20 protein-coding genes and 1 CRISPR repeat array are annotated in these 18,452 nt (G+C 47.5%); of the genes, 5 read left to right on the top strand and 15 right to left on the bottom strand.

Going from position 1 to position 18,452, the window contains the following annotated elements:
* Positions 1-91: 91 nt before the first annotated feature.
* The 7 genes from JUF22_RS11690 to JUF22_RS11720 all read right to left on the bottom strand — a co-directional run bounded on the left by JUF22_RS11690 (position 92) and on the right by JUF22_RS11720 (position 7,032).
* Positions 92-1,258 carry an MFS transporter gene (locus JUF22_RS11690; protein ID WP_203646447.1) on the bottom strand — a complete coding sequence of 389 codons (1,167 nt, stop codon included), beginning with the start codon at positions 1,256-1,258 and terminating at the stop codon, positions 92-94.
* Positions 1,259-1,331: 73 nt separating this feature from the next.
* Positions 1,332-2,780: a carboxylesterase family protein gene (locus JUF22_RS11695; protein WP_308439815.1), complete on the bottom strand. Its 1,449-nt coding sequence runs from the start codon at positions 2,778-2,780 to the stop codon at positions 1,332-1,334.
* Between the two features lie 194 nt (positions 2,781-2,974).
* The gene (locus tag JUF22_RS11700; protein WP_203646451.1) at positions 2,975-3,472 is read right to left on the bottom strand and encodes a hypothetical protein; all 498 of its coding nucleotides are present in this window, start codon (positions 3,470-3,472) and stop codon (positions 2,975-2,977) included.
* A 13-nt stretch (positions 3,473-3,485) separates the two neighbouring features.
* Positions 3,486-4,691 (bottom strand): hypothetical protein, encoded by a 1,206-nt coding sequence (locus JUF22_RS11705; RefSeq protein WP_203646458.1) that lies wholly within the window; start codon positions 4,689-4,691, stop codon positions 3,486-3,488.
* 221 nt (positions 4,692-4,912) lie between these two features.
* The gene (locus JUF22_RS11710; protein WP_203646460.1) at positions 4,913-5,410 is read right to left on the bottom strand and encodes a hypothetical protein; all 498 of its coding nucleotides are present in this window, start codon (positions 5,408-5,410) and stop codon (positions 4,913-4,915) included.
* Between the two features lie 140 nt (positions 5,411-5,550).
* Positions 5,551-6,168, bottom strand: coding sequence for a sugar O-acetyltransferase (locus JUF22_RS11715; protein WP_373306116.1), 618 nt, complete (start codon positions 6,166-6,168; stop codon positions 5,551-5,553).
* A 126-nt stretch (positions 6,169-6,294) separates the two neighbouring features.
* A complete protein-coding gene (locus JUF22_RS11720) occupies positions 6,295-7,032 on the bottom strand; it encodes an SDR family oxidoreductase (protein WP_203646462.1) in 738 nt (245 codons plus the stop codon).
* Positions 7,033-7,134: 102 nt separating this feature from the next.
* Here JUF22_RS11720 and JUF22_RS11725 point away from each other — a divergent pair, with 102 nt between their 5' ends.
* Positions 7,135-7,611, top strand: coding sequence for a MerR family transcriptional regulator (locus JUF22_RS11725; protein WP_203646464.1), 477 nt, complete (start codon positions 7,135-7,137; stop codon positions 7,609-7,611).
* A 39-nt stretch (positions 7,612-7,650) separates the two neighbouring features.
* Here JUF22_RS11725 and JUF22_RS11730 read toward each other — a convergent pair whose 3' ends face one another.
* Both JUF22_RS11730 and JUF22_RS11735 read right to left on the bottom strand, forming a co-directional pair.
* On the bottom strand, positions 7,651-8,334 hold the full coding sequence (locus tag JUF22_RS11730) for a type 1 glutamine amidotransferase domain-containing protein (protein WP_203646664.1): 684 nt from the start codon (positions 8,332-8,334) through the stop codon (positions 7,651-7,653).
* Positions 8,331-8,669 carry an ArsR/SmtB family transcription factor gene (locus JUF22_RS11735; RefSeq protein WP_125765018.1) on the bottom strand — a complete coding sequence of 113 codons (339 nt, stop codon included), beginning with the start codon at positions 8,667-8,669 and terminating at the stop codon, positions 8,331-8,333. Before JUF22_RS11735 ends, JUF22_RS11730 begins: the two co-directional genes overlap by 4 nt.
* 164 nt (positions 8,670-8,833) lie before the next feature.
* On the opposite strand from JUF22_RS11735, the gene JUF22_RS11740 reads away from it, so the two are divergent.
* Complete coding sequence (locus JUF22_RS11740) at positions 8,834-9,844, top strand: NADP-dependent oxidoreductase (RefSeq protein ID WP_203646466.1); 1,011 nt, start codon at positions 8,834-8,836, stop codon at positions 9,842-9,844.
* A gap of 323 nt (positions 9,845-10,167) precedes the next feature.
* Here JUF22_RS11740 and JUF22_RS11745 read toward each other — a convergent pair whose 3' ends face one another.
* Positions 10,168-11,034, bottom strand: a complete 867-nt coding sequence (locus tag JUF22_RS11745) for a hypothetical protein (protein WP_203646473.1) — start codon at positions 11,032-11,034, stop codon at positions 10,168-10,170.
* Between the two features lie 289 nt (positions 11,035-11,323).
* On the opposite strand from JUF22_RS11745, the gene JUF22_RS11750 reads away from it, so the two are divergent.
* Positions 11,324-12,466, top strand: coding sequence for a hypothetical protein (locus JUF22_RS11750; RefSeq protein ID WP_203646476.1), 1,143 nt, complete (start codon positions 11,324-11,326; stop codon positions 12,464-12,466).
* A gap of 104 nt (positions 12,467-12,570) precedes the next feature.
* Here the strand turns inward: JUF22_RS11750 and JUF22_RS11755 are convergent, their stop codons facing one another.
* From JUF22_RS11755 to JUF22_RS11765, 3 genes are all read right to left on the bottom strand, one after another.
* Complete coding sequence (locus tag JUF22_RS11755) at positions 12,571-12,981, bottom strand: UPF0158 family protein (RefSeq protein WP_203646478.1); 411 nt, start codon at positions 12,979-12,981, stop codon at positions 12,571-12,573.
* A 179-nt stretch (positions 12,982-13,160) separates the two neighbouring features.
* The gene (locus JUF22_RS11760; protein WP_203646480.1) at positions 13,161-13,643 is read right to left on the bottom strand and encodes a hypothetical protein; all 483 of its coding nucleotides are present in this window, start codon (positions 13,641-13,643) and stop codon (positions 13,161-13,163) included.
* 36 nt (positions 13,644-13,679) lie between these two features.
* Positions 13,680-14,165 (bottom strand): hypothetical protein, encoded by a 486-nt coding sequence (locus tag JUF22_RS11765; RefSeq protein ID WP_203646482.1) that lies wholly within the window; start codon positions 14,163-14,165, stop codon positions 13,680-13,682.
* Positions 14,166-14,338: 173 nt separating this feature from the next.
* A CRISPR array of direct repeats spans positions 14,339-14,673; the repeat unit is 30 nt; unit sequence CAGGATCACCCCCGCATCCGCGGGGAATAC.
* A 252-nt stretch (positions 14,674-14,925) separates the two neighbouring features.
* On the opposite strand from JUF22_RS11765, the gene JUF22_RS11770 reads away from it, so the two are divergent.
* Positions 14,926-16,095 carry a DUF2075 domain-containing protein gene (locus JUF22_RS11770; RefSeq protein WP_203646484.1) on the top strand — a complete coding sequence of 390 codons (1,170 nt, stop codon included), beginning with the start codon at positions 14,926-14,928 and terminating at the stop codon, positions 16,093-16,095.
* An 80-nt stretch (positions 16,096-16,175) separates the two neighbouring features.
* On the opposite strand, the gene JUF22_RS11775 is transcribed toward JUF22_RS11770, so the two are convergent.
* Positions 16,176-16,340, bottom strand: a complete 165-nt coding sequence (locus tag JUF22_RS11775) for a hypothetical protein (protein WP_203646486.1) — start codon at positions 16,338-16,340, stop codon at positions 16,176-16,178.
* 161 nt (positions 16,341-16,501) lie between these two features.
* On the opposite strand from JUF22_RS11775, the gene JUF22_RS11780 reads away from it, so the two are divergent.
* Positions 16,502-16,930, top strand: coding sequence for a nuclear transport factor 2 family protein (locus tag JUF22_RS11780; RefSeq protein ID WP_203646488.1), 429 nt, complete (start codon positions 16,502-16,504; stop codon positions 16,928-16,930).
* A gap of 46 nt (positions 16,931-16,976) precedes the next feature.
* Here the strand turns inward: JUF22_RS11780 and JUF22_RS11785 are convergent, their stop codons facing one another.
* On the bottom strand, positions 16,977-18,296 hold the full coding sequence (locus tag JUF22_RS11785; RefSeq protein WP_203646490.1) for a replication-associated recombination protein A: 1,320 nt from the start codon (positions 18,294-18,296) through the stop codon (positions 16,977-16,979).
* Between the last annotated feature and the right edge of the window lie 156 nt (positions 18,297-18,452).

Here is an 18,452-nt window from a genome sequence, read left to right on the forward strand (position 1 = left end):
AATTAGATTGAGTTAGACTAAAAAGTCTGTTACCACTAGATGCACAATCTAGTGGCAACAGACTTTTTTAACATCGCAAATCACTGTCGCTTTAATTAACCTGTACGGCCGAATTAAGTTTACGGCGATTACACAGATAAAGAATGGCTGTTAGCGGAACAATCACTAACATCACTGGGTAAAAGTAGTTGAGTGGGAAAATAGTTGGGAGAATTCCCCCAATAATGGGACCAAGAGACATCCCAATATCACTACCCAAATAGTAAGTCGCGTTCGCCAGTCCCTGTTCTTCTATGGGCGCTAATAAGAGCGAGGTAGACTGGGAAACCGACACCATTACCCCAAACCCGACCGCCATTAAACCGGCTGCCAAAATCATCTCAAAGTTATTTCGCATGATGGTGAGTAGGATGATATATCCGATTGTGGCAATGATACAGACAGCAAACCAAACGCCAAATGAAATCGTATCGAAATAATTTTTCAGCAGCATGCGAATCACAATCAACGCCAGCGAATAGCATAGGAAAAATAGGCTCACCGTAACGTTCAAATGGCGTTCTTGCACGTACATGACAATATCTGCTTGGGTAACGAAGTAGGGAATCGACAGTAGTGAAAAAATAATGGCCACTGGTAAAGCATCACGTTGAATAATTTTGAAATGGTGATCTTTTGCGTCAACGATTGGTTTGGCACGGTCGTCAATGAATTGGATGGCAACGACCATGGCCACTGCGCTCACGGCTGCCAGGCTGAGAATGAATTGATAGCCGAGCAGTTGATAGAGACTGATGGCTAGAGCCGGCGCAATCGCCATGGCCAGCGCGTTTAACAGGCCGTAATACCCCATCGCTGCGCCCAGATGTTCGCGTGGCACTAGGAAGGCCATCCAGGTCGCTAGGCAAATGGTACATAGAACGAAACCGACCCCATTGACGATTCTAAAGGTTAATAACCAAGAGACGTTGCCGGCAAATAGGTAGCCAAAATCACTAACCGCACACAAACTCCCCCCAATTAGGGCTAGTCGATATTTAGAAATGCGATCGGTTAAGTTTCCAGCAAAGGGTCTTAACAACATTGACGTGATACTCATAATCCCCACAATGATACCAGCAAAAGCACTATTAATCCCTAAATTACGAGCATACCCATTCATTAGTGGATTAACTGCCTGAATACTAAATTGATAAAAGAAAGTTGCTAACATGACGCAAACAATGTCTTTTGAAAAAAACGAAAATTTCTTGGTCAAAATCTAATCCTCTCTGTTGAACCCCCCTGTAATCAAATAAAAAAGGCGTTTTTAACCGCATTTTTACGCACTCTTATGGCCGAGCAATACCTTTAAATAGCTGTAGCACGGTTTGAGCATGTTCATTCCCTTGATAAGGCCGCTGACCAATATCCTTGATATTTAATTGGTCTGCCTTCACTGGTGACCATAGCTTTTCAGGGTGGTCAGTCGCAAAGCTCAGCAACATTTGACTAATAAAGTTATCACGATCCAGTTGTTCTTGACTGGCATCAGGGGCGGCTTGGCCGACAATCCCATACATATCAGTGCCATGATAAGCGGGTGATCCTTCGGCCGGCCCCACACTCAATTGATAAACGCGCCCACCTGCTTGCGCATGATCATGAGCTTCCCGAATAGCCGGTAAGGTGAAGTTATAATCCGTAAAGAAGCGGGTCCGGACCTCAAGGGGCGTCTCTTTGCCGGCACCGCAATGTAAGGCGATGGCCTCAGCTTGTTTGCGAGGAATGTGGCAATCGTAAACCATTTCATCAATGACGGCTCCAATCGATTTAGGATCGACATTGTCTGGCATGTTAGCGGCGTACCAGCTTGCTTCGGCGGTGGTTGACGTGATGATTAGATCAACATCCTTATGCTCCCCACTCTTAATCACGTCAGCGGGATGCGCTTTTAACACACCATTTGGCAAAAACTCATCATCGACGATACCAATTGACAGAGTATTTAGATTCCCGCGTTTTAAAACGTCCGTTGGCAAGACTTGATTAACGGCATTCATCAATGCCTTAGTATCAACTGTTAATAACTGTTCTGGTGACGTTAGATCCAGTGTTTTTAACACTTTATCCGCCAACTCTTCCGCCCACCAAGCTGGAATATAACGGGCGGCATAACCAGAAAATGCAGCTAATCTTGTGTACAAGCCGTCTGCTTCAGGGACCGCTAAGAGCGTCAACAGTGAAAATGAGCCGGCACTATGGCCCGTAAGCGTCACCTGGCTGGCATCCCCACCAAAGTCCCCAATGTATTGCTGGATCCACTTTAGGGCAAGGACCATGTCTTGCAAGCCTAAATTACTGGCGTCCTTAAATTTTCCACCATACTGGGATAGCTCGAGCCAGCCAAGTGGTCCCAGACGGTAATTAATGGAAACACCGATCACCTTACCACTAGCGACTAGTCCCGATAAATCTGATGTGTCTTGCGAATTAGCACCGTATGTCCAACCACCACCGTGGATATAAACCACGACTGGCAGCTTTTCGTGCACATTATCTGGCGCCCAGATGTTTAAGTTTAAGCAATCTTCACTTTCACCCTTGTCTGAATTTAAAAAAGCTGGATCTGTTAACTGCAACGACGCTGGGCCGCTTTGATTATAGTCATGGTTGGGCTCAAACGGAACAAGTTGTGCCTTTTGGAACCGCTCAGCCGTACCATAAGGGACGCCAAGCCATTCCTGAACATTATCATTTTTTTGGTTAGGATGTGACATTTTAAATTCCTTCTTCCGCATTTTTCGTTGCTCTAAATCGGTATGATTTTATTGTAAACTGTCCCGTAACGTTACAGTCAAGGAGAATTTTAAAACGTAGGAGAACTGCTGTCTGTGTTGTGTTCTTCTTGGTTATTATCACTGGTGATGCGTAAAAAACTAGGGATAACGTTGTCCTTGATGGATGACGTTATCCCTAGCTTTTGATTCGATCATTACTTGTTAAAGTGACCCGCTAATTTCTTCGTGGTGTAATACGTGCCATTAACGTGTCCACCAGAAACTTCTTGAAGCACCTTAATCTTTCGGTTCTTGTAAGTCTTGGTTCTAACCCGATAGCCGCCTTCTAGTGGCAGCGTCACGCTCTTATTCCACAACCCAATGTGAATCGTGCCGTGTTGCTTTTTGGCGTAGATCCATAATCCGTTGTATTTATTCTTGTTATTGGGAAATGGTAGCTTGTGCGCATGCAGTGTAAACCGAGAAAAACTGGCAATATGATAGAATCGCATATCAACCGTTTTGGCTTTAATCTTCATAGCATTGCCGAACTTTCCCCCTGACGTATACCAGTTATGCCGAAAGGCCTTGGGAAAGGTCTTCAGCGTCGACTTGACCGCTGCCTGTGTGGTGTTGCCGGGTAACGTGACGACTCCGGCGAGTCCCAATCCGGTGGTGACCGTGATGAGGGCTAGTGCTTGGGTTAACTTCATAACTGAACGCTCCTTAATAGTACTTATGTGCCCGACCGTAGTAATGATTGATGCGATCATTGCTGTCCTTCATAATATCCGTTTGGTAATCCATCACTGCTAATTGAATTTCATTCCACTTTTCCATGCGTTCCGTTTGATAGTCCACGGAACTCTTGACACCTTCAATGGCCTCAGTTGTCGCCGCCACTGCCTGTGTAATTTCCGTGCTAGCTTGTTTAATCGCGCGCATAATGTCACCTTTAGCCGAGCGAATCTCATCAACCAACGTGTTCTTCAGCCGGTCGATTCGTTCATCCTCATCGACCAAGACCGTTGCTTCCTTCCAGCTTGAAGCCCGCCCGTTCATGAGTAACTTGTAAATTCGAAAGGCGTGCCGAACATCCTGTAGATCATCCATCGGAAAGTAAGTCGCATGGGTTTTCAAGGTTGCGGCATAGCCCACCAAATAGTTTTTGGTCTGGTCTGATTCGCCACTCATTTGCTCAAAATAAAGTCCCCGATTGGCATCTAAACTTTCACCATACTTGAACTGTTTTCGCAGCGATGCATCATCACAGTTATTCTCCTGACAGTACCGTTCATCTGCCCGCCGAATCCGTTTGCCTAAGGCTAGGATACGATGATTGTGATACATGGCCCAGGGTTGAGAAAAAGGCAGATGAAACTTGGCGGCTATGTATAACAGTGGGAAGCCCACCATGCCGATGATCATTAGTAATAGCAGTGGTAGTCCGGTAACTATCCAATTCATCAGAAAATTGTTATGGAAGGTTAAAATATAGCACGCCGCAAAGCTCACAACCGTCCCAATCTTAGCCACCTTGGTGCTCCGATTATTAATCGGCTTCGTTGTGGGCAAGCTCTTCACGTGGTGAGTTCGGCAGTAGGCAATCTCACCTGGATGTTGATTTAAATAGGCGTATTGTCTAAATTTATCATCTAAATCGCTCACGTGATTATTAAAGGCGTTCAAGAAGTTGTCTGTCTTTCGTTGATAGGCCGTATTTAAATTGTCCATCGCCACTTTTGTTGCGACAACTGTTTGTAAATGCTCAATCAATTCCGGTAGCGCCATTGCCTGCAGGGTTTGTAGCTTGTCGACGGTCCAATCGTGCTGGGCCATCCGCCACTCCCGTGATTTTTTGAGTTTCTCTGCCTCATGGTAAACCTGTTGAACGTCCGCGTTAGTCCGGACCTGTGCTTTCTCTTCGCTCATATTGCTGATTCCCTTCAATCATCTTAATTTTAACAACTCTCACTTTGTGCCAACTGATTATGCACCTATCGTACAATAATGGCATGACACATCATGTCGTTTGCTACTAGCAAGGGGATATTTTTTTATTTATGGAGGGGAAAACGACCGATACTGCCTAAAAAAATAGGAATAACGCCGACCTTGATGAACGACGTTATCCCTAGTTTTTGATTCGACTATTACTTGTTAAAGTGGTCCGCTAATTTCTTTGTGGTGTAGTACGTGCCATTAACATGTCCACCAGAAACTTCTTGGAGCACCTTAATCTTCCGGTTCTTATAAGTCTTGGTTCTGACGCGGTAGCTACCTTCTAGTGGCAGCGTCACACTCTTATTCCACAGGCCAATGTGAATCGTGCCATGTTGCTTTTTGGCGTAGATCCATAATGACTTATATTTATTCTTGTTGTTGGGAAATGGCAACTTGTGCGCATGCAGGTTAAATTTAACAAAGTCCGTGCCCATATTGTAGCGCATATAATCTGTCTTAGCCGTAATTTTCATGGCAGTACTACGCTTACTAGATGACCTATACCAGTTATGCCGAAAGGCCTTGGGAAAGGTCCTCAGCGTCGACTTGGCCGCCGCCTGCGTGGTATTGCCGGGCAACGTAACGACGCCAGCGAGTCCCAATCCGGTGGTAACCGTGATGAGGGCTAGTGTTTGGGTTAATTTCATTTTTCTCTCTCCTCCAGTTTATGTATTTGTTACAGGATTAGCGTACACCTCTGGCATGACACATGATGTCGTTTGAAAAAATTACCTGCATTTCATTCAAAAACGCCAGCTTCGGTACTCGTCCGAAGCTGGCGTCATTTTCATTTTTCAAATAGGTCTGGATCGATTCGGCGGTCCTTAAAGTAAAACTCACGGTCATGCGCATTGACTGGCCGGAGCACGTGGCACGGGTCGCCCACCGCCACCACGTTGTCCGGCAGATCCTTGGTGACGATGCTCCCCGCGCCCACGACGACGTTATCGCCAATCGTGATGCCCGGGAGCACGATGACGCCGGCGCCTAGCCAACAGTTGCGGCCAATGTGAATTGGCATGTTGTACTGATAATTCCGAGAACGCAGCTCGGCGTTGATGGGATGGCCGGCCGTGGCCAGCGTCACGTTGGGCCCAATCATGGTGTGATCACCGACGTAGATGTGGGTGTCATCGACCATGGTCAGGTTGAAATTGGCGTAGACGTTGACGCCAAAATGAACGTGATGCCCACCAAAGTTGGCGTGAAATGGCGGTTCCACGTAGCAGTTTTCACCCAGGTCGGCAAACAGCTCATGGAGAATCTCTTGCTGCTTCGCTGGCTCGCTCGGCCGGGTGTGGTTATAGTCGTAGAGCCGGTCGAGGTAGCGCTTCTGTTCCACTTCAATGGCGGGGTCGTCCGGTAGGTACAGGTCGCCGGTATGCATCTTGTCACGGTTAGTCATCAGGGTCATCCTTTCAGCTTTTGATACCGCTATCATACCATACTCCCAACCCCGGCAAAAACGCCCGGCCACAGACGAAATCCGTGTGGCCGGGCGCTCATTAATCATCGTGTTTCACGTGGAACATTAGCTATCTTGGCGGGTCGCTGCCAAATCAATTTCACGAATGTTAACTTCTTGCGGCATGTCATAGATAAATTTCACGGTCTGCGCCACGTATTTGGCATCCAACGTCAAGCCACCCATGGTCTGCTTCCAGGCCTCGTAATCCTTTAATGCCGCGGCATCGGTCACGTGGGTCAACAGTTCCGTCTCCCCTGCCCCGGGGGCTACCAATGAGATCCGGACATTATCGCCGGCGACCTCCTGGCGAATCGTTTCGGACAGGCCGTGGACACCGAACTTACTGGCAACGTAGGCCGCATGATTGGCAAACGCCTTGAACCCAGCAATCGAAGACATGTTGATGATGGTCCCGTGTTGGCGATCAATCATGCCGGGCAAGACAATTTGGGTGCCGTTGAGTACGCCCATCACGTTGGTGTCGAGCATCGTTTGCCATTCCTTGGGGTCTTGGCGCGTGACGTTCCCCAGCAGCATCACACCAGCGTTGTTGATCAACAGGTCGGTCGGACCGTATTGGGCCTCGGCGGTGTGAATGGCTTCTGCCAAAGCGGCCTGGTCCGTCACATCGACAGCGGCGGTCAGAACGTTGGTGAAGTCTAGTGGTAGCGCCTGAATCTTTGCTAAACGCCGGCCCAACAGCAATAACGGGTAACCCGCCGCGTTGAATAATTTGGCATCCTCGGCCCCAAAGCCAGAACTGGCCCCGGTGATAACAACTAATGGTTTCTGTTCAGTCATGAAATGTTCCTCCTAAATGTTCGCTTGTTTAATCAATGGCACAAGTATAGAATCTAGAGTTAACTCTAGGTCAAGCCTAAATTTTAAAAAGAAGGTTTTTTCATGACATACTCGATTGGACAAGTCGCAGATAAGCTCGACATTAGCCCCTACACCCTGCGCTACTACGATAAGGAGGGACTCCTGCCCTTCGTTGACCGCAACGCAGCTGGCCGGCGCCGGTTTAAAGATAACGATTTTAATTTTCTGGAGGTCATCGTCTGCCTCAAGGAAGCCGGCGTCCCCGTTAAGCAGATCGGCCATTTCATCGATCTGTGTATGACCGGCGACAGCACGTTACACGACCGCTACGATTTTCTAGCGGAGCACGAGGCTCAGTTGGAGGCCAAGATGGCGCGACTCCAACACACCCTCGACTTTTTGCGCTGGAAAAAGTGGTACTACAAAACGGCACTCCAGGCCGGTACCGAGAGCATCCACTACCTCCCCGGCACCAACCACGTCGACCCAGCCGTCCACGCTGAGTTCAATCGACTGGTAGCGAACGGTGCACAGCCGAAGGACTTGGGGGCACTGTAAAAACACCCGTTACCCCATTTTTCAGGGTAACAGGTGTTTTTATTTAGCTTGTAAATTCTGCACTAACAATCGACCAACGGCTTTAGCCGAGAACGGGTTTTGTCCAGTGATCAACCGATCATCCTGTACGGCGTATTCGCGATAGGCCCGGCGTTTCAGGAAATGTGCCCCCCGTTTCTCCGCCTCAATCTGATTAAAAAATGGCACAACGCGCTGCTTGCCAGCCAGAATTTCTTCTGCCTTGGTGAAGCCCGTCACTTGATGATCAGCAATCAGATAATTACCAGCCGCTGTCTTAATGTTCAATAGACCAGCGATTCCGTGACAAACGGACGTGACGTAACCCCCATTGGCGTAAATGCCGGCAGCTATATTCTGCAGCGGTTGGTTGTCGGGGAAGTCCCACATCACCCCATGACCGCCGGCATAATAAATAGCTGCATAGTCCGCCGGATCAATCTGTTCGGGTGCCAACGATGTCGTGAGTGCTTTGCGCTGAAAGTCAGGTGTGGCGTACATTTCCATGATTTCGGCGTCGGTGTATTTCATACTCCGCGGGTCCAACGGGACGAACCCACCACGCGGACTCACGTAGTCGACCACATAACCAGCCTGCTCCAAAATCTGGGCAAACTCGGTTGCCTCACCTAGCCACAAGCCGGTTGGGTCATCCGTCTGGCCGTAGCGTAACGTATTCGTTACAACGATTAAAATTTTCTTCATAGTTGTTGATTGCATGTCATAATCTCCATTACGTGGTCCAAGAGCGTCTTCAATTGATCAATGGCAGTGGTATCGTGCGTCAGATAGTAGAAATTTTTCGTCCCTTCACGGCGATAATCCACCAATTTTGCGTCCCGTAAAATTTTTAAATGGTGGGAAACTGCTGGCCGGGACAACCCAGTGACTCCCACTAAATCAGTAACCTGTAGACCCTGATGAACCACTTTTTCGTCCAACAAGGCAATGATAATGGTTTGCCGCTTTTGATCACCCAATGCCACAAGAAAGTCGCTAGATTGGGTAAATTCATGCTTTAATTTTATCAAACTTGGCAAAGTGAATCGCCTTCTTTGGTTTATTATTTTAAACCATTAAAACATGTATTAATCCGCTTGTCAACTGAATGTATTCGCCAATTAAAAGGTTGATATTTTTAAACCAACGTTCTATAATGCCTTTTATCCGTTTAAAAATATAAACCATAAAAGAGGTTATTTTCATGACAAAAACTATGCGTGCCGCTCTAATTACCCATTACCGTCAGGCTGTGCCGGTCATTCAGCGCGTCCCCCTACCCACACCAAACGCCAACGATGTCCTGGTCCAAATCAAGGCGGCTAGCATTAATCCAATCGATTTAAAAACGATGGCCGGCGGGCTCAAATTCTTGCTACCTTATCAAATGCCACTGATTATCGGCAGCGATTTTGCCGGAACCGTGGTCGCAGTCGGTACCCATGTGACTGACTTTCAAGTCGGCGATGCTGTTTACGGCCGTCCCCGCAAGCACCGCATTGGCACCTTTGCTGAATATCTAGCTGTTGACCAGGCCGATATCGCATTGAAGCCCCGCAATCTCAGTTTTACCGAGGCCGCGGCGATTCCCCTGGTGGGGTTGACCAGCTATCAGGCACTTCACGACCTGTTGCGCCTGCGACCGGGACAGCGCGTCCTGATTCAAGCCGGTGCCGGTGGCATTGGGACGGTGGCAATCCAGTTGGCCAAAACACTAGGCGCCAAGGTCACGACCACGACTAGTCAGAAAAACACGGCGTTTGTCCAATCACTAGGGGCCGACAAGGTCATTGACTACCATCATGAAGACTTCGCAACGACCTTGTCAGGTTACGACGCGGTGTTCGATACGCTGGGGGGACCCAACCTGTTGCGAGCCTTCCAAATCGTGAAACCGGGTGGCCGTGTCGTCAGTATTTCAGGCCTGCCGGATGCTAAATTTGCCCGGTCATACGGATTGCCATGGTGGAAACGCCAGCTCATCCGGTTGGCGAGTCACCGGCTAACCCAAACGGCTAAGCGTGCTCACGTCTCGTATCATTTTCTATTCATGAAACCCAGCCACGCCCAATTAACGATTCTCACGGACCTGATTGCGCAAGAACGCCTGCGCCCCATCATTGACCGGACCTTTCCGCTGACTGAACTGCCTGAAGCATTAGCCTACTCACATCAGGGACATGCGCGCGGCAAGATTGTGGTAACGATGGTTTGACGGGATTATCGTTGTTGTCGGCGCCAACCGAGCTACTTTTCAGGCGATATTAGGGTCTTAATTTCATATAAAAACAGGTAGTGAATTTTATGATCAAGTTAGCCACCAAGCTTCCGTTGAATACTAAGCGTTTTACATGAAACATTCGAGTCATCCTATTATTATAGTAAGACTCACATCATCCTAAAAATTACGTGAAAAAGGTCCAATCCATCTACATGAATTGGGCCTTATATGTGTTTAGAAATTTTATTGCCGATAACGGTAGGCAATGCTTACCCGCCCCATGGGCACCGGACTGTTTAAATCACAAGGCAAATAAATTAGTCTTCAATGTCACTACCATTGCAAATTAACGTATAGTACGTCACACCACCAACTGCGTACAAACTGTCAAAGACGTAAATTTCGCCACGATCATCATCATAACTACTTAAGTTCTGTGGCTGATGTAAGTTCTTCAAGGCCAGGCGATACTGATACGCACTTTTCTTACCAACACGGGTAGTCTTAACGCCCTTCATCTTCGTGTTCAAATAAAGATAGCGCGTAGCTCCCTTAACCTTGGTCTTTACGATTTTTGCTTGACTACTAGGCTTACCAGCAAAAGCCCCGTCGCTATTCGTTCGTTTATTTTGGTGAATCAACTCGACATACCCATTGCTTGTGATACGCACGATTTGTTTCACCTGACTATCACTTTCTCGAGTAGCCTTAGCACCACCCAAGTACAAATCACCATAACTATAGGTTGGCATATAGGCTGGCGTTTTAACTTTTTTGAATTTCTTCAACGCATACGAAACGACTCCAGAAGCTAAATAGCCCTTCTTGGCGCCTTGATTCACCAATGTATAGTTCAGATTTCCATCAACTAACGAGAGTTCATTCCCCCATTGTCCCTTCGCTAACTTATGCTTGGGAATAATCCATCCCGACATAATCGTCCCCTTGGGCAACGTAATAACTTTCGTATACTGTGTATCAGGCTTGCTCGTCTTGTAATATGTAACAGTCGCTTTAGCTGCTCGTGTGGCCTGATAATAGGTGCCAATATTGAGAAATGAGCGTTCGACACTCACACCACCAATTTTAACCATTGGCGAAGCTGCTTGAGCAGTCATCCCACCAATACTAACCATCGCAAACGCAACAAGTCCCAATACCCAACGCATCATCTGTTTTTTCATTTGCTTATGTTCCTCTCTAGAATTAAATACATCAGTTAATGATACCACTTATTTTCATATAAGTGATCCATTTGCCGAACGGCATAACCAGTAAATCATGTCATGCATCCTGCCAATATTTACTTTTCTCAAAATCTTTGGAGATATTTAGCTCCCTAAAAGGCCACATTAACAGGCCGAATACAGTGGTGCCTCCCTGCCTTTGACCGCATTCCAGTTGAGCTACAATCAATTAGCGCCTATACTTAACTCATTGGTAATAAGTTCATAATCCCGGGAGGACAATTTCATGAAAAATAGACTGATCTACCTCACACTACTTGGCGCGGCGTTGGGCTTGGGGAGCCTAACAACGGCGTCAGCAAGCCTAACAACTAGCTCGCAACCAAAGATTAGCTTCAAAAAGGTCAAGCAAGATGACCGCTTTATGTACAACAAGTTCACAGATGTCGCCTATCATGCTAAAAGCACCAAGAATAACGCCTACATTTGGAATGATACCCACACTAAGAAGCTCTACAACCTCAAGACCTATCCGACTTATACCTGGTACAAAACGGCAACTGGCACCTATAAGGGGAACCACAACTGGGTTCAAGTCAGCAACCTGCCCGACAATAAGCGTGGCTGGGTCTACAAGTCTAACCTGACCAAGGGCTTCAATCCTAAAGGTTATCAGGTAACCCATCGCCGGTACAAAATGCCCGACTTTGCCGGTGATATCTACCACGTTCCGGTCACCAAGAAAAACGTATACCTCTGGAACTGGTCACATACCAAGAAACGGGTTAATCTAAAAAACTATACGAACCAGAATCTGTATCGGCGCCATTCAGTCGTGATGATTCATAATGGTAAATCACCCCAATGGTACTACTACGTTGGCGTTGAGGTGAATAAGCAGACCGTCTACGGCTACGTCCGCGGCGACCAAGTCCAAAAGGGCAAGACTCCCGATCACCACAATCAAAACATTCTTTATCCAGACGAATTCGTGGCGACTAAGGATTACTTGCAGTACCTCAAACAAAGTAAATATCAAAAGCTCGCACGATCCATCATCAAACTCTTTCCAAACACCCCGGTTGACTTGGGACTTTCTCAAATTGCCGCTTACAATTTTGCCACCAACGACACGTGGGATGAAGATGCTCCTGAAGCCATTTCTACCAAGGGATACACCCACATCGTCCCCTTCGAAACGGTCGCCACTTACTTAATGAAGCATAAAACCCAGACCAATAAGCAAAAATTAGCTGGTGTCGAAAAGGCCCTCAATCAGGCTGGGTACACAAAGGCTAAGCGGGCCAAATTATCCAACTACCGGCTGGGAATCTACGTCCTCAACAACGTCATGGGCGGCAAGGGTAACGAGGATGGCAGCTACAGCAAGGGTAATTGGTATGGTTTAGTTATTGGTAAGACGGAATAGATTTTTTCAAGCATCAATTGACGACTGACAACCAATCGTAACGACTAAAATAAGGAATTCCGATAGTCATGGTGACTGTTGGAATTCCTTATTTTTTCGATTATTTACGTCTCATCAATCACAATGTCGTTGTCCGCACACCATTCAATTGCTAACCGTTTGTACGCAGCAGTCTGAAAGTCATACCATTGCTGCGTTAACCCAAAGCTATCCGCTAACTGTCGAAATACGCGGAACGCTCCCCGACCACCGATACCAGTGGCTAGTTGATCTTGATGGTCCCCCGCTGGCAAACTGTCGATAAAGTCAGCCATCATCCCATATGCATCAATCTCATAGTTATCCGGTAACTTGATGTAATGCTCATAGTTCTCTTCAATCTTTTCTGCTAAATCCTCATTGTCCACAAATTCAATGACCATTTCTACTTTTTCGGTATCTCTGTTGTAATAGGAATGTGTTTCGTCATCAGTCGACTCCAGCGCGTCAATAACCTCGTCTAACTTAACTTCCATCTTAAGCGGCCTCCGTTTTCGCTCAAGCAAATGTTCCACATGAAACATTTGTTGAGCGCTACCCAGCTTAATTTTAGTGAAATTAACGGGTAAAAACAAGTACGCATTTCTTAATGACTATGCAACAAAGGACCCATCCAGTTGTGAGAATTGGGTCCCTTGTCATTTGATCAGAAATTTTATTGGCGATAGAGGTAAGTAATGTGTTTACCAGTTAGTGGATACATCGCTAACGCCTTTTTTCCATTATGCCGAACCGGCTTTAAGTAGAGGATAGAGGCATATGCAAGCTTACTCTTCGTCTTGACTGCCGTTGGGTAAATCTCGTATTGCTTGGTCTTGTAGCGGTAGTCAATGTCACGAATCTCTTTCTTTAAAAAGTGAATGGTCTTAGACTTCCGCTTTCCTTGAAAATCCACTTTCTGTGAGTACGTATGCTTCTTGAAGGAGTAGGTCCAGCGTACCTTCTTCTTGCTTTCACCGCTGTATTCGGTATAGCCTTTAGTCCGCCACGTACCACGAACTGGTTTAGGAATGGACTTGTACGTCTTGTAATACTTGGCATTATTAACCGCCGCGCTGGCTGGCTGAGAGACTGAAGTAACAGCTCCAACTAGTCCCAGGCTTAAGGCTACTGCCAGTACTAAATGCTTAATTTTCATAATTTTCCCTCCAATTGGTTACTTAATAGATGGAATCTACTTCCGGTAGAAATAAGTCATCTTGGTGCCGCCAATTGGGTAAAGGGCCAGAGCTCGTTTCCCATTACGACGGACTGGCTTTAGCGTTAAGTATGATGCGTAGGCCTTCTTGGCATCGGACATCTTCCCGCCTGGGAAAACGTCGTAAACTTTTCTTTGCTTCTCATACCACATGCCACCGATTTGACTCTTTGGGAAGTGGATGGTCTTAGACTTCACACTACCACCTTTGAATTTCATGACTAGTGTATATGAGTTCTTATTAAATTTGTATGTAGCATTAGACTTGATTCCCTTACGATATTTAGTATATCCCTTGGTTTGCCAAGTACCACGCAAAGCTTTCGGCATGGTTTTATATTTACGAAAATTTTTATTACTAGTGGTCACGGCACTCGCTGGCTGTGCGGCTGATATAGTCGTAGCCATCCCCGCAACACCAAAACATACTGAGACAGCAGCTACAAGATGTTTAATTTTCATTGTATATCCCTCCATCTAGAAATGACTGTTACTTACCAACTCACACCATAATTATAGCACAACGTTAACTGTATAAGTGTAAAATGTTTTTGTGCTGACAATATATGATGGACAACCGTTTAGTTTTCTTACTTTTTAACGATACATTAACTCAAAAATTTGGCTTACAATTACACAATCACCCCCGCATTCGCGGGGAATACACGTGAATTCGTGCGGCCTTAGCCGTACTTTCAGGATCACCCCCGCATCCGCGGGGAATACCTCTTGATAACCCGCAATTTCTGGATCTGCGCAGGATCACCCCCGCATCCGCGGGGAATACTCTAACTTAATTGATACAATGGGCTGCGATACAGGATCACCCCCGCATCCGCGGGGAATACACCACTGGCTCAGGCTCTACGCCAACAGCCTAGGGATCACCCCCGCATCCGCGGGGAATACTTTAGATTTAATTCTTTTAAAGCAGCATAACCGGGATCACCCCCGCATCCGCGGGGAATACACTAAACAAACGCCGTCACACCGCTCTTTGAAAATCACCAAACCCCAGTTTTCATTTAACTTGTATCCTAAGCATACAGCAGCCCTCCCCCAACCACAATCAATTTCTTTGCCGCTATAGTGAAACATTTTTCCAGCCCTGAATTCCTCCATTTTCGACAGTTTACCAGCAATTTTAACGGCACCCCTCCATATAACTGCTATACTAATAATTGTCTTTCATAAATCCCATAACGGCATAAGGAGTTCCAGTATGAATAAAATTTTACAAGAACAGTTCTTCGTCGATGACCTTTCCGACGACCAGAAGACTGTCATCACCAATATCAACGACTACATCAAGCAAGGCCTGAATGGCGACACGGCTTCCGTTGCCGTCATCGAAGGCGCGGCTGGGACCGGGAAGTCCGTCGTTTTGATGGAATTGGTCCGTCAGTACATGACCGACCGCCACTACCGGACGTCACTGGTGGTCAACCATCCCGAGCTGTACAAGGCCTACCGGGACCTGGCCGAATCCATCCCCAACATGAAGGCTAGTGAAATTCGCCGGCCAACCTCTTTGATCAACTACGCGCAAAAGAATCACAAAAAATACGACATCATCTTCGTGGATGAAGCTCACCTGCTTTACTCCAAATCAGAACCCTACGCGCACTACCGCGGGCAAAACCAGTTAACCGACTTAATGGCTTTGGCCAAGGTTGTCGTGGTCGTTTACGATTTCGACCAAGTCTTCCAGTCCAAGATGTACTGGGACCGGCCACTGCTCGACAAGACTATTGGCAATCATCCCCACAAGCAATTTAACATGAACTTTCAATACCGGATGGTCGCCAGCGACGAGCAGGTCGACTGGATGGACGATTTGTCGGCTGAAAAGCCCCTGAAGCCCTTCCCCAACAACAGCGATTTCGAATTTAAAATGTTCGACACCGCGGGCGAGCTGTTTGAAAATATCAAGAAGCGCAACAAGGAGGTCGGCATGAGCCGGGTCGTTGCCACCTCTGGTTTCCCTCGCATCGACGGGCGCCACAACGTGGAAATGGATTCGTTCAGCCTCCCTTGGGACGAATGGGATCCGCAACGGACCCACTGGGCCAAGCGAGAAGGCTCCATCACCCAGGTCGGCACGATCTACACGCTGCAAGGCTTCGACCTGAACTACGTCGGCATGATCATCGGCCCCTCATTCGGTTACGATAAAGCGACCGACACCATGACCATTATCCCCGAAAAATATTCTCACAAAGAAATTTTCAAGAAGCGTAAGGATATGAAATTCTCACGTGACGAGTACAAGGACTTCATCGCCAACGTCCTCAACGTGTTGATGAAACGTGGGAAGTACGGCCTGTATTTGACGGCCTACGATGACGACCTGCGCCAACGGTTGTTGGAATTGGGACAAGAAACCAAGTAATTCACAGTTACCCCAATAGACCCACTGCGTAAAAATCGCAGTAGGTCTATTTGATTACGGATTTAATTTTAAACCCACGCTCATTCATCCAAGACAACAATCACAATTTCCATCGCAATCTCAAAAACAACAATCGCCAGCAGGACCACCCCCGCCAAAATAACCAGCCACCACTGCCGGTAACGCACGCCATAGACGATAGCGAGGACTAGCAGAATCAGTACAAGCACCACGACGAACATCATGGGCGACTCCCCCTTTTATTCAATCTATTATTAATTCAAATTGTACACCTATTTACCAATTATCAACCATTATTTTTCGATTTCGGTTACCCCGTCCTTGACTGTAACGCGACGGCATAGTTTAGACTGAGTCTATCTTGAACAAACAAAGGAGAACGCTCATGACAAACAAAACCGATACCTTAACCGATGAAATTATTGCCCTGGAAAAGGGCGCCTTAGACAAATGGTTCAAGGGGGATGCCTCTGGTTACCTCACCCTATGGTCACCAACCAACTTTTCCTACTTTGACAGCTCTAAGCCGCACCGCGTCGACACCTATGCCGAAATCAAGCAGTTTGTCCTGGCTCACGTTGAGGGTAAGCTCTTCGCTGATTCCTACGACTTCGAGGACCCCCGGGTGCAGATCAACGGCGACATGGCCGTCCTGACCTACCAGCTGTACGCCAAGACCTCGCTGAACGACATGCGCTACAACTGTATTGAAGTCTACGAACGCGAGGGTGACGACTGGAAAGTCATCCACTCCACTTGGGCCTTCATCCGGCCAATGGATATGGACTTTGGTCAAACGAAAACTTTAGTCTAAGCCCTGACAAAAGGCGTTGCAGGATTTTCTGCAACGCCTTTTTCGTCTACCCATTCTGTTGATGCCAGGCTTTAATCTGTGCCAACCGGTCCTTGAACCGTTGCTCATGACCTTCACTCGTTGGCAAATAGTATTCATGCCCTTCTAAGGAAGGTGGCATGGTCTTCATCGTCGTCAATTTATCCTTGGCGTAGTGCGCCAGCTCATAACCCTTGCCATACCCTAACTCTTTCATCAACTTAGTTGGGGCGTTGCGAATCTGAAGCGGCACGGGATCATTGGCCATCTGTTTCACGTCCTTGGCCGCCGCAAGCCGGGCCTTGTAAATGGCGTTGGACTTCGGCGCCAGCGACAGGTAGGTCACCGCCTCCATCAGGTGAATGTCACACTCGGGCATCCCCAGGAACTGGCAGGCCTGGAACACATTGATGGCCACGTTGAGCGCATTGGTATCCGCCAACCCAACGTCCTCGCTGGCAAAGCGCACCAGTCGCCGCGCAATGTACAGCGGGTCTTCGCCACCCTCCAGCATCCGCGACAGCCAGTAAATGGCCGCGTCGGTATCACTGTTACGCATCGACTTGTGCAGCGCGGAAATGATATTGTAGTGCTCTTCGCCATTTTTGTCGTAGAGCACGAACTTCTTCGTGATCAATTGGCTCAGGTCGGCCATGGTGACCGTCGTGGCCTGCTCGCCCTTGTCGCCGTTTAAAATGGCCATCTCCAGGACGTTCAGCGCCATCCGGGCATCCCCGTCCGCAAAGTTAGCGATGGCCTGAATCTCGTCGTCGCCAATTTTAATCGTTTGCTTGCCAAACCCTTCAGGATTGTGGAGCGCATTCTCAAGCAACGTGACGATGTCGGCCTGCTTCAACGCCTTGAGCACGAACACCTTGCAGCGTGAGAGCAAGGCCGAGTTGATTTCAAACGACGGGTTCTCCGTGGTCGCGCCAATCAGGATGATGCTCCCGCGTTCAACGTACGGCAAAAAAGCATCCTGCTGAGCCTTGTTAAACCGGTGGATTTCGTCCACAAAGACCATGGTCTGTTGCCCAATCTCGCGGTCCAGTTCGGCCTGTTTCATAATCTTTTTAATCTTGCTGATGCTACTGTCGACAGCACTGAAGCTCAGGAAACTGGACTTCGTCTTGCGGGCAATAATTTCCGCCAGGGTCGTCTTCCCAACACCCGGCGGTCCCCAGAAAATCATGGACGACACTTGGTCATTTTCAATAATTTCACGTAAAATCTTGCCTGATCCCAGCAAATGCTGTTGCCCCACGAACTGGTCCAAATCCTTGGGCCGCACGCGACTGGCTAACGGCGTATTCTCCGGCTGACCGGCAAAGAGTGATTCTTGTTTCATGGCACATCCACCCCACTTTCAAACCCAATAACTGACTCACTATCTGCCATACTAAACTATGACGTTACGTGACAGTCAATGAATTGGGTGGATTTTTTAGCTAAAAAGTTGAGACGAAACATATTTCTGCAAATCTTTATTACCATTTATTCTGTC

The organism is Levilactobacillus lanxiensis, from assembly GCF_016861655.1.
Lineage (GTDB): Bacteria > Bacillota > Bacilli > Lactobacillales > Lactobacillaceae > Levilactobacillus > Levilactobacillus lanxiensis.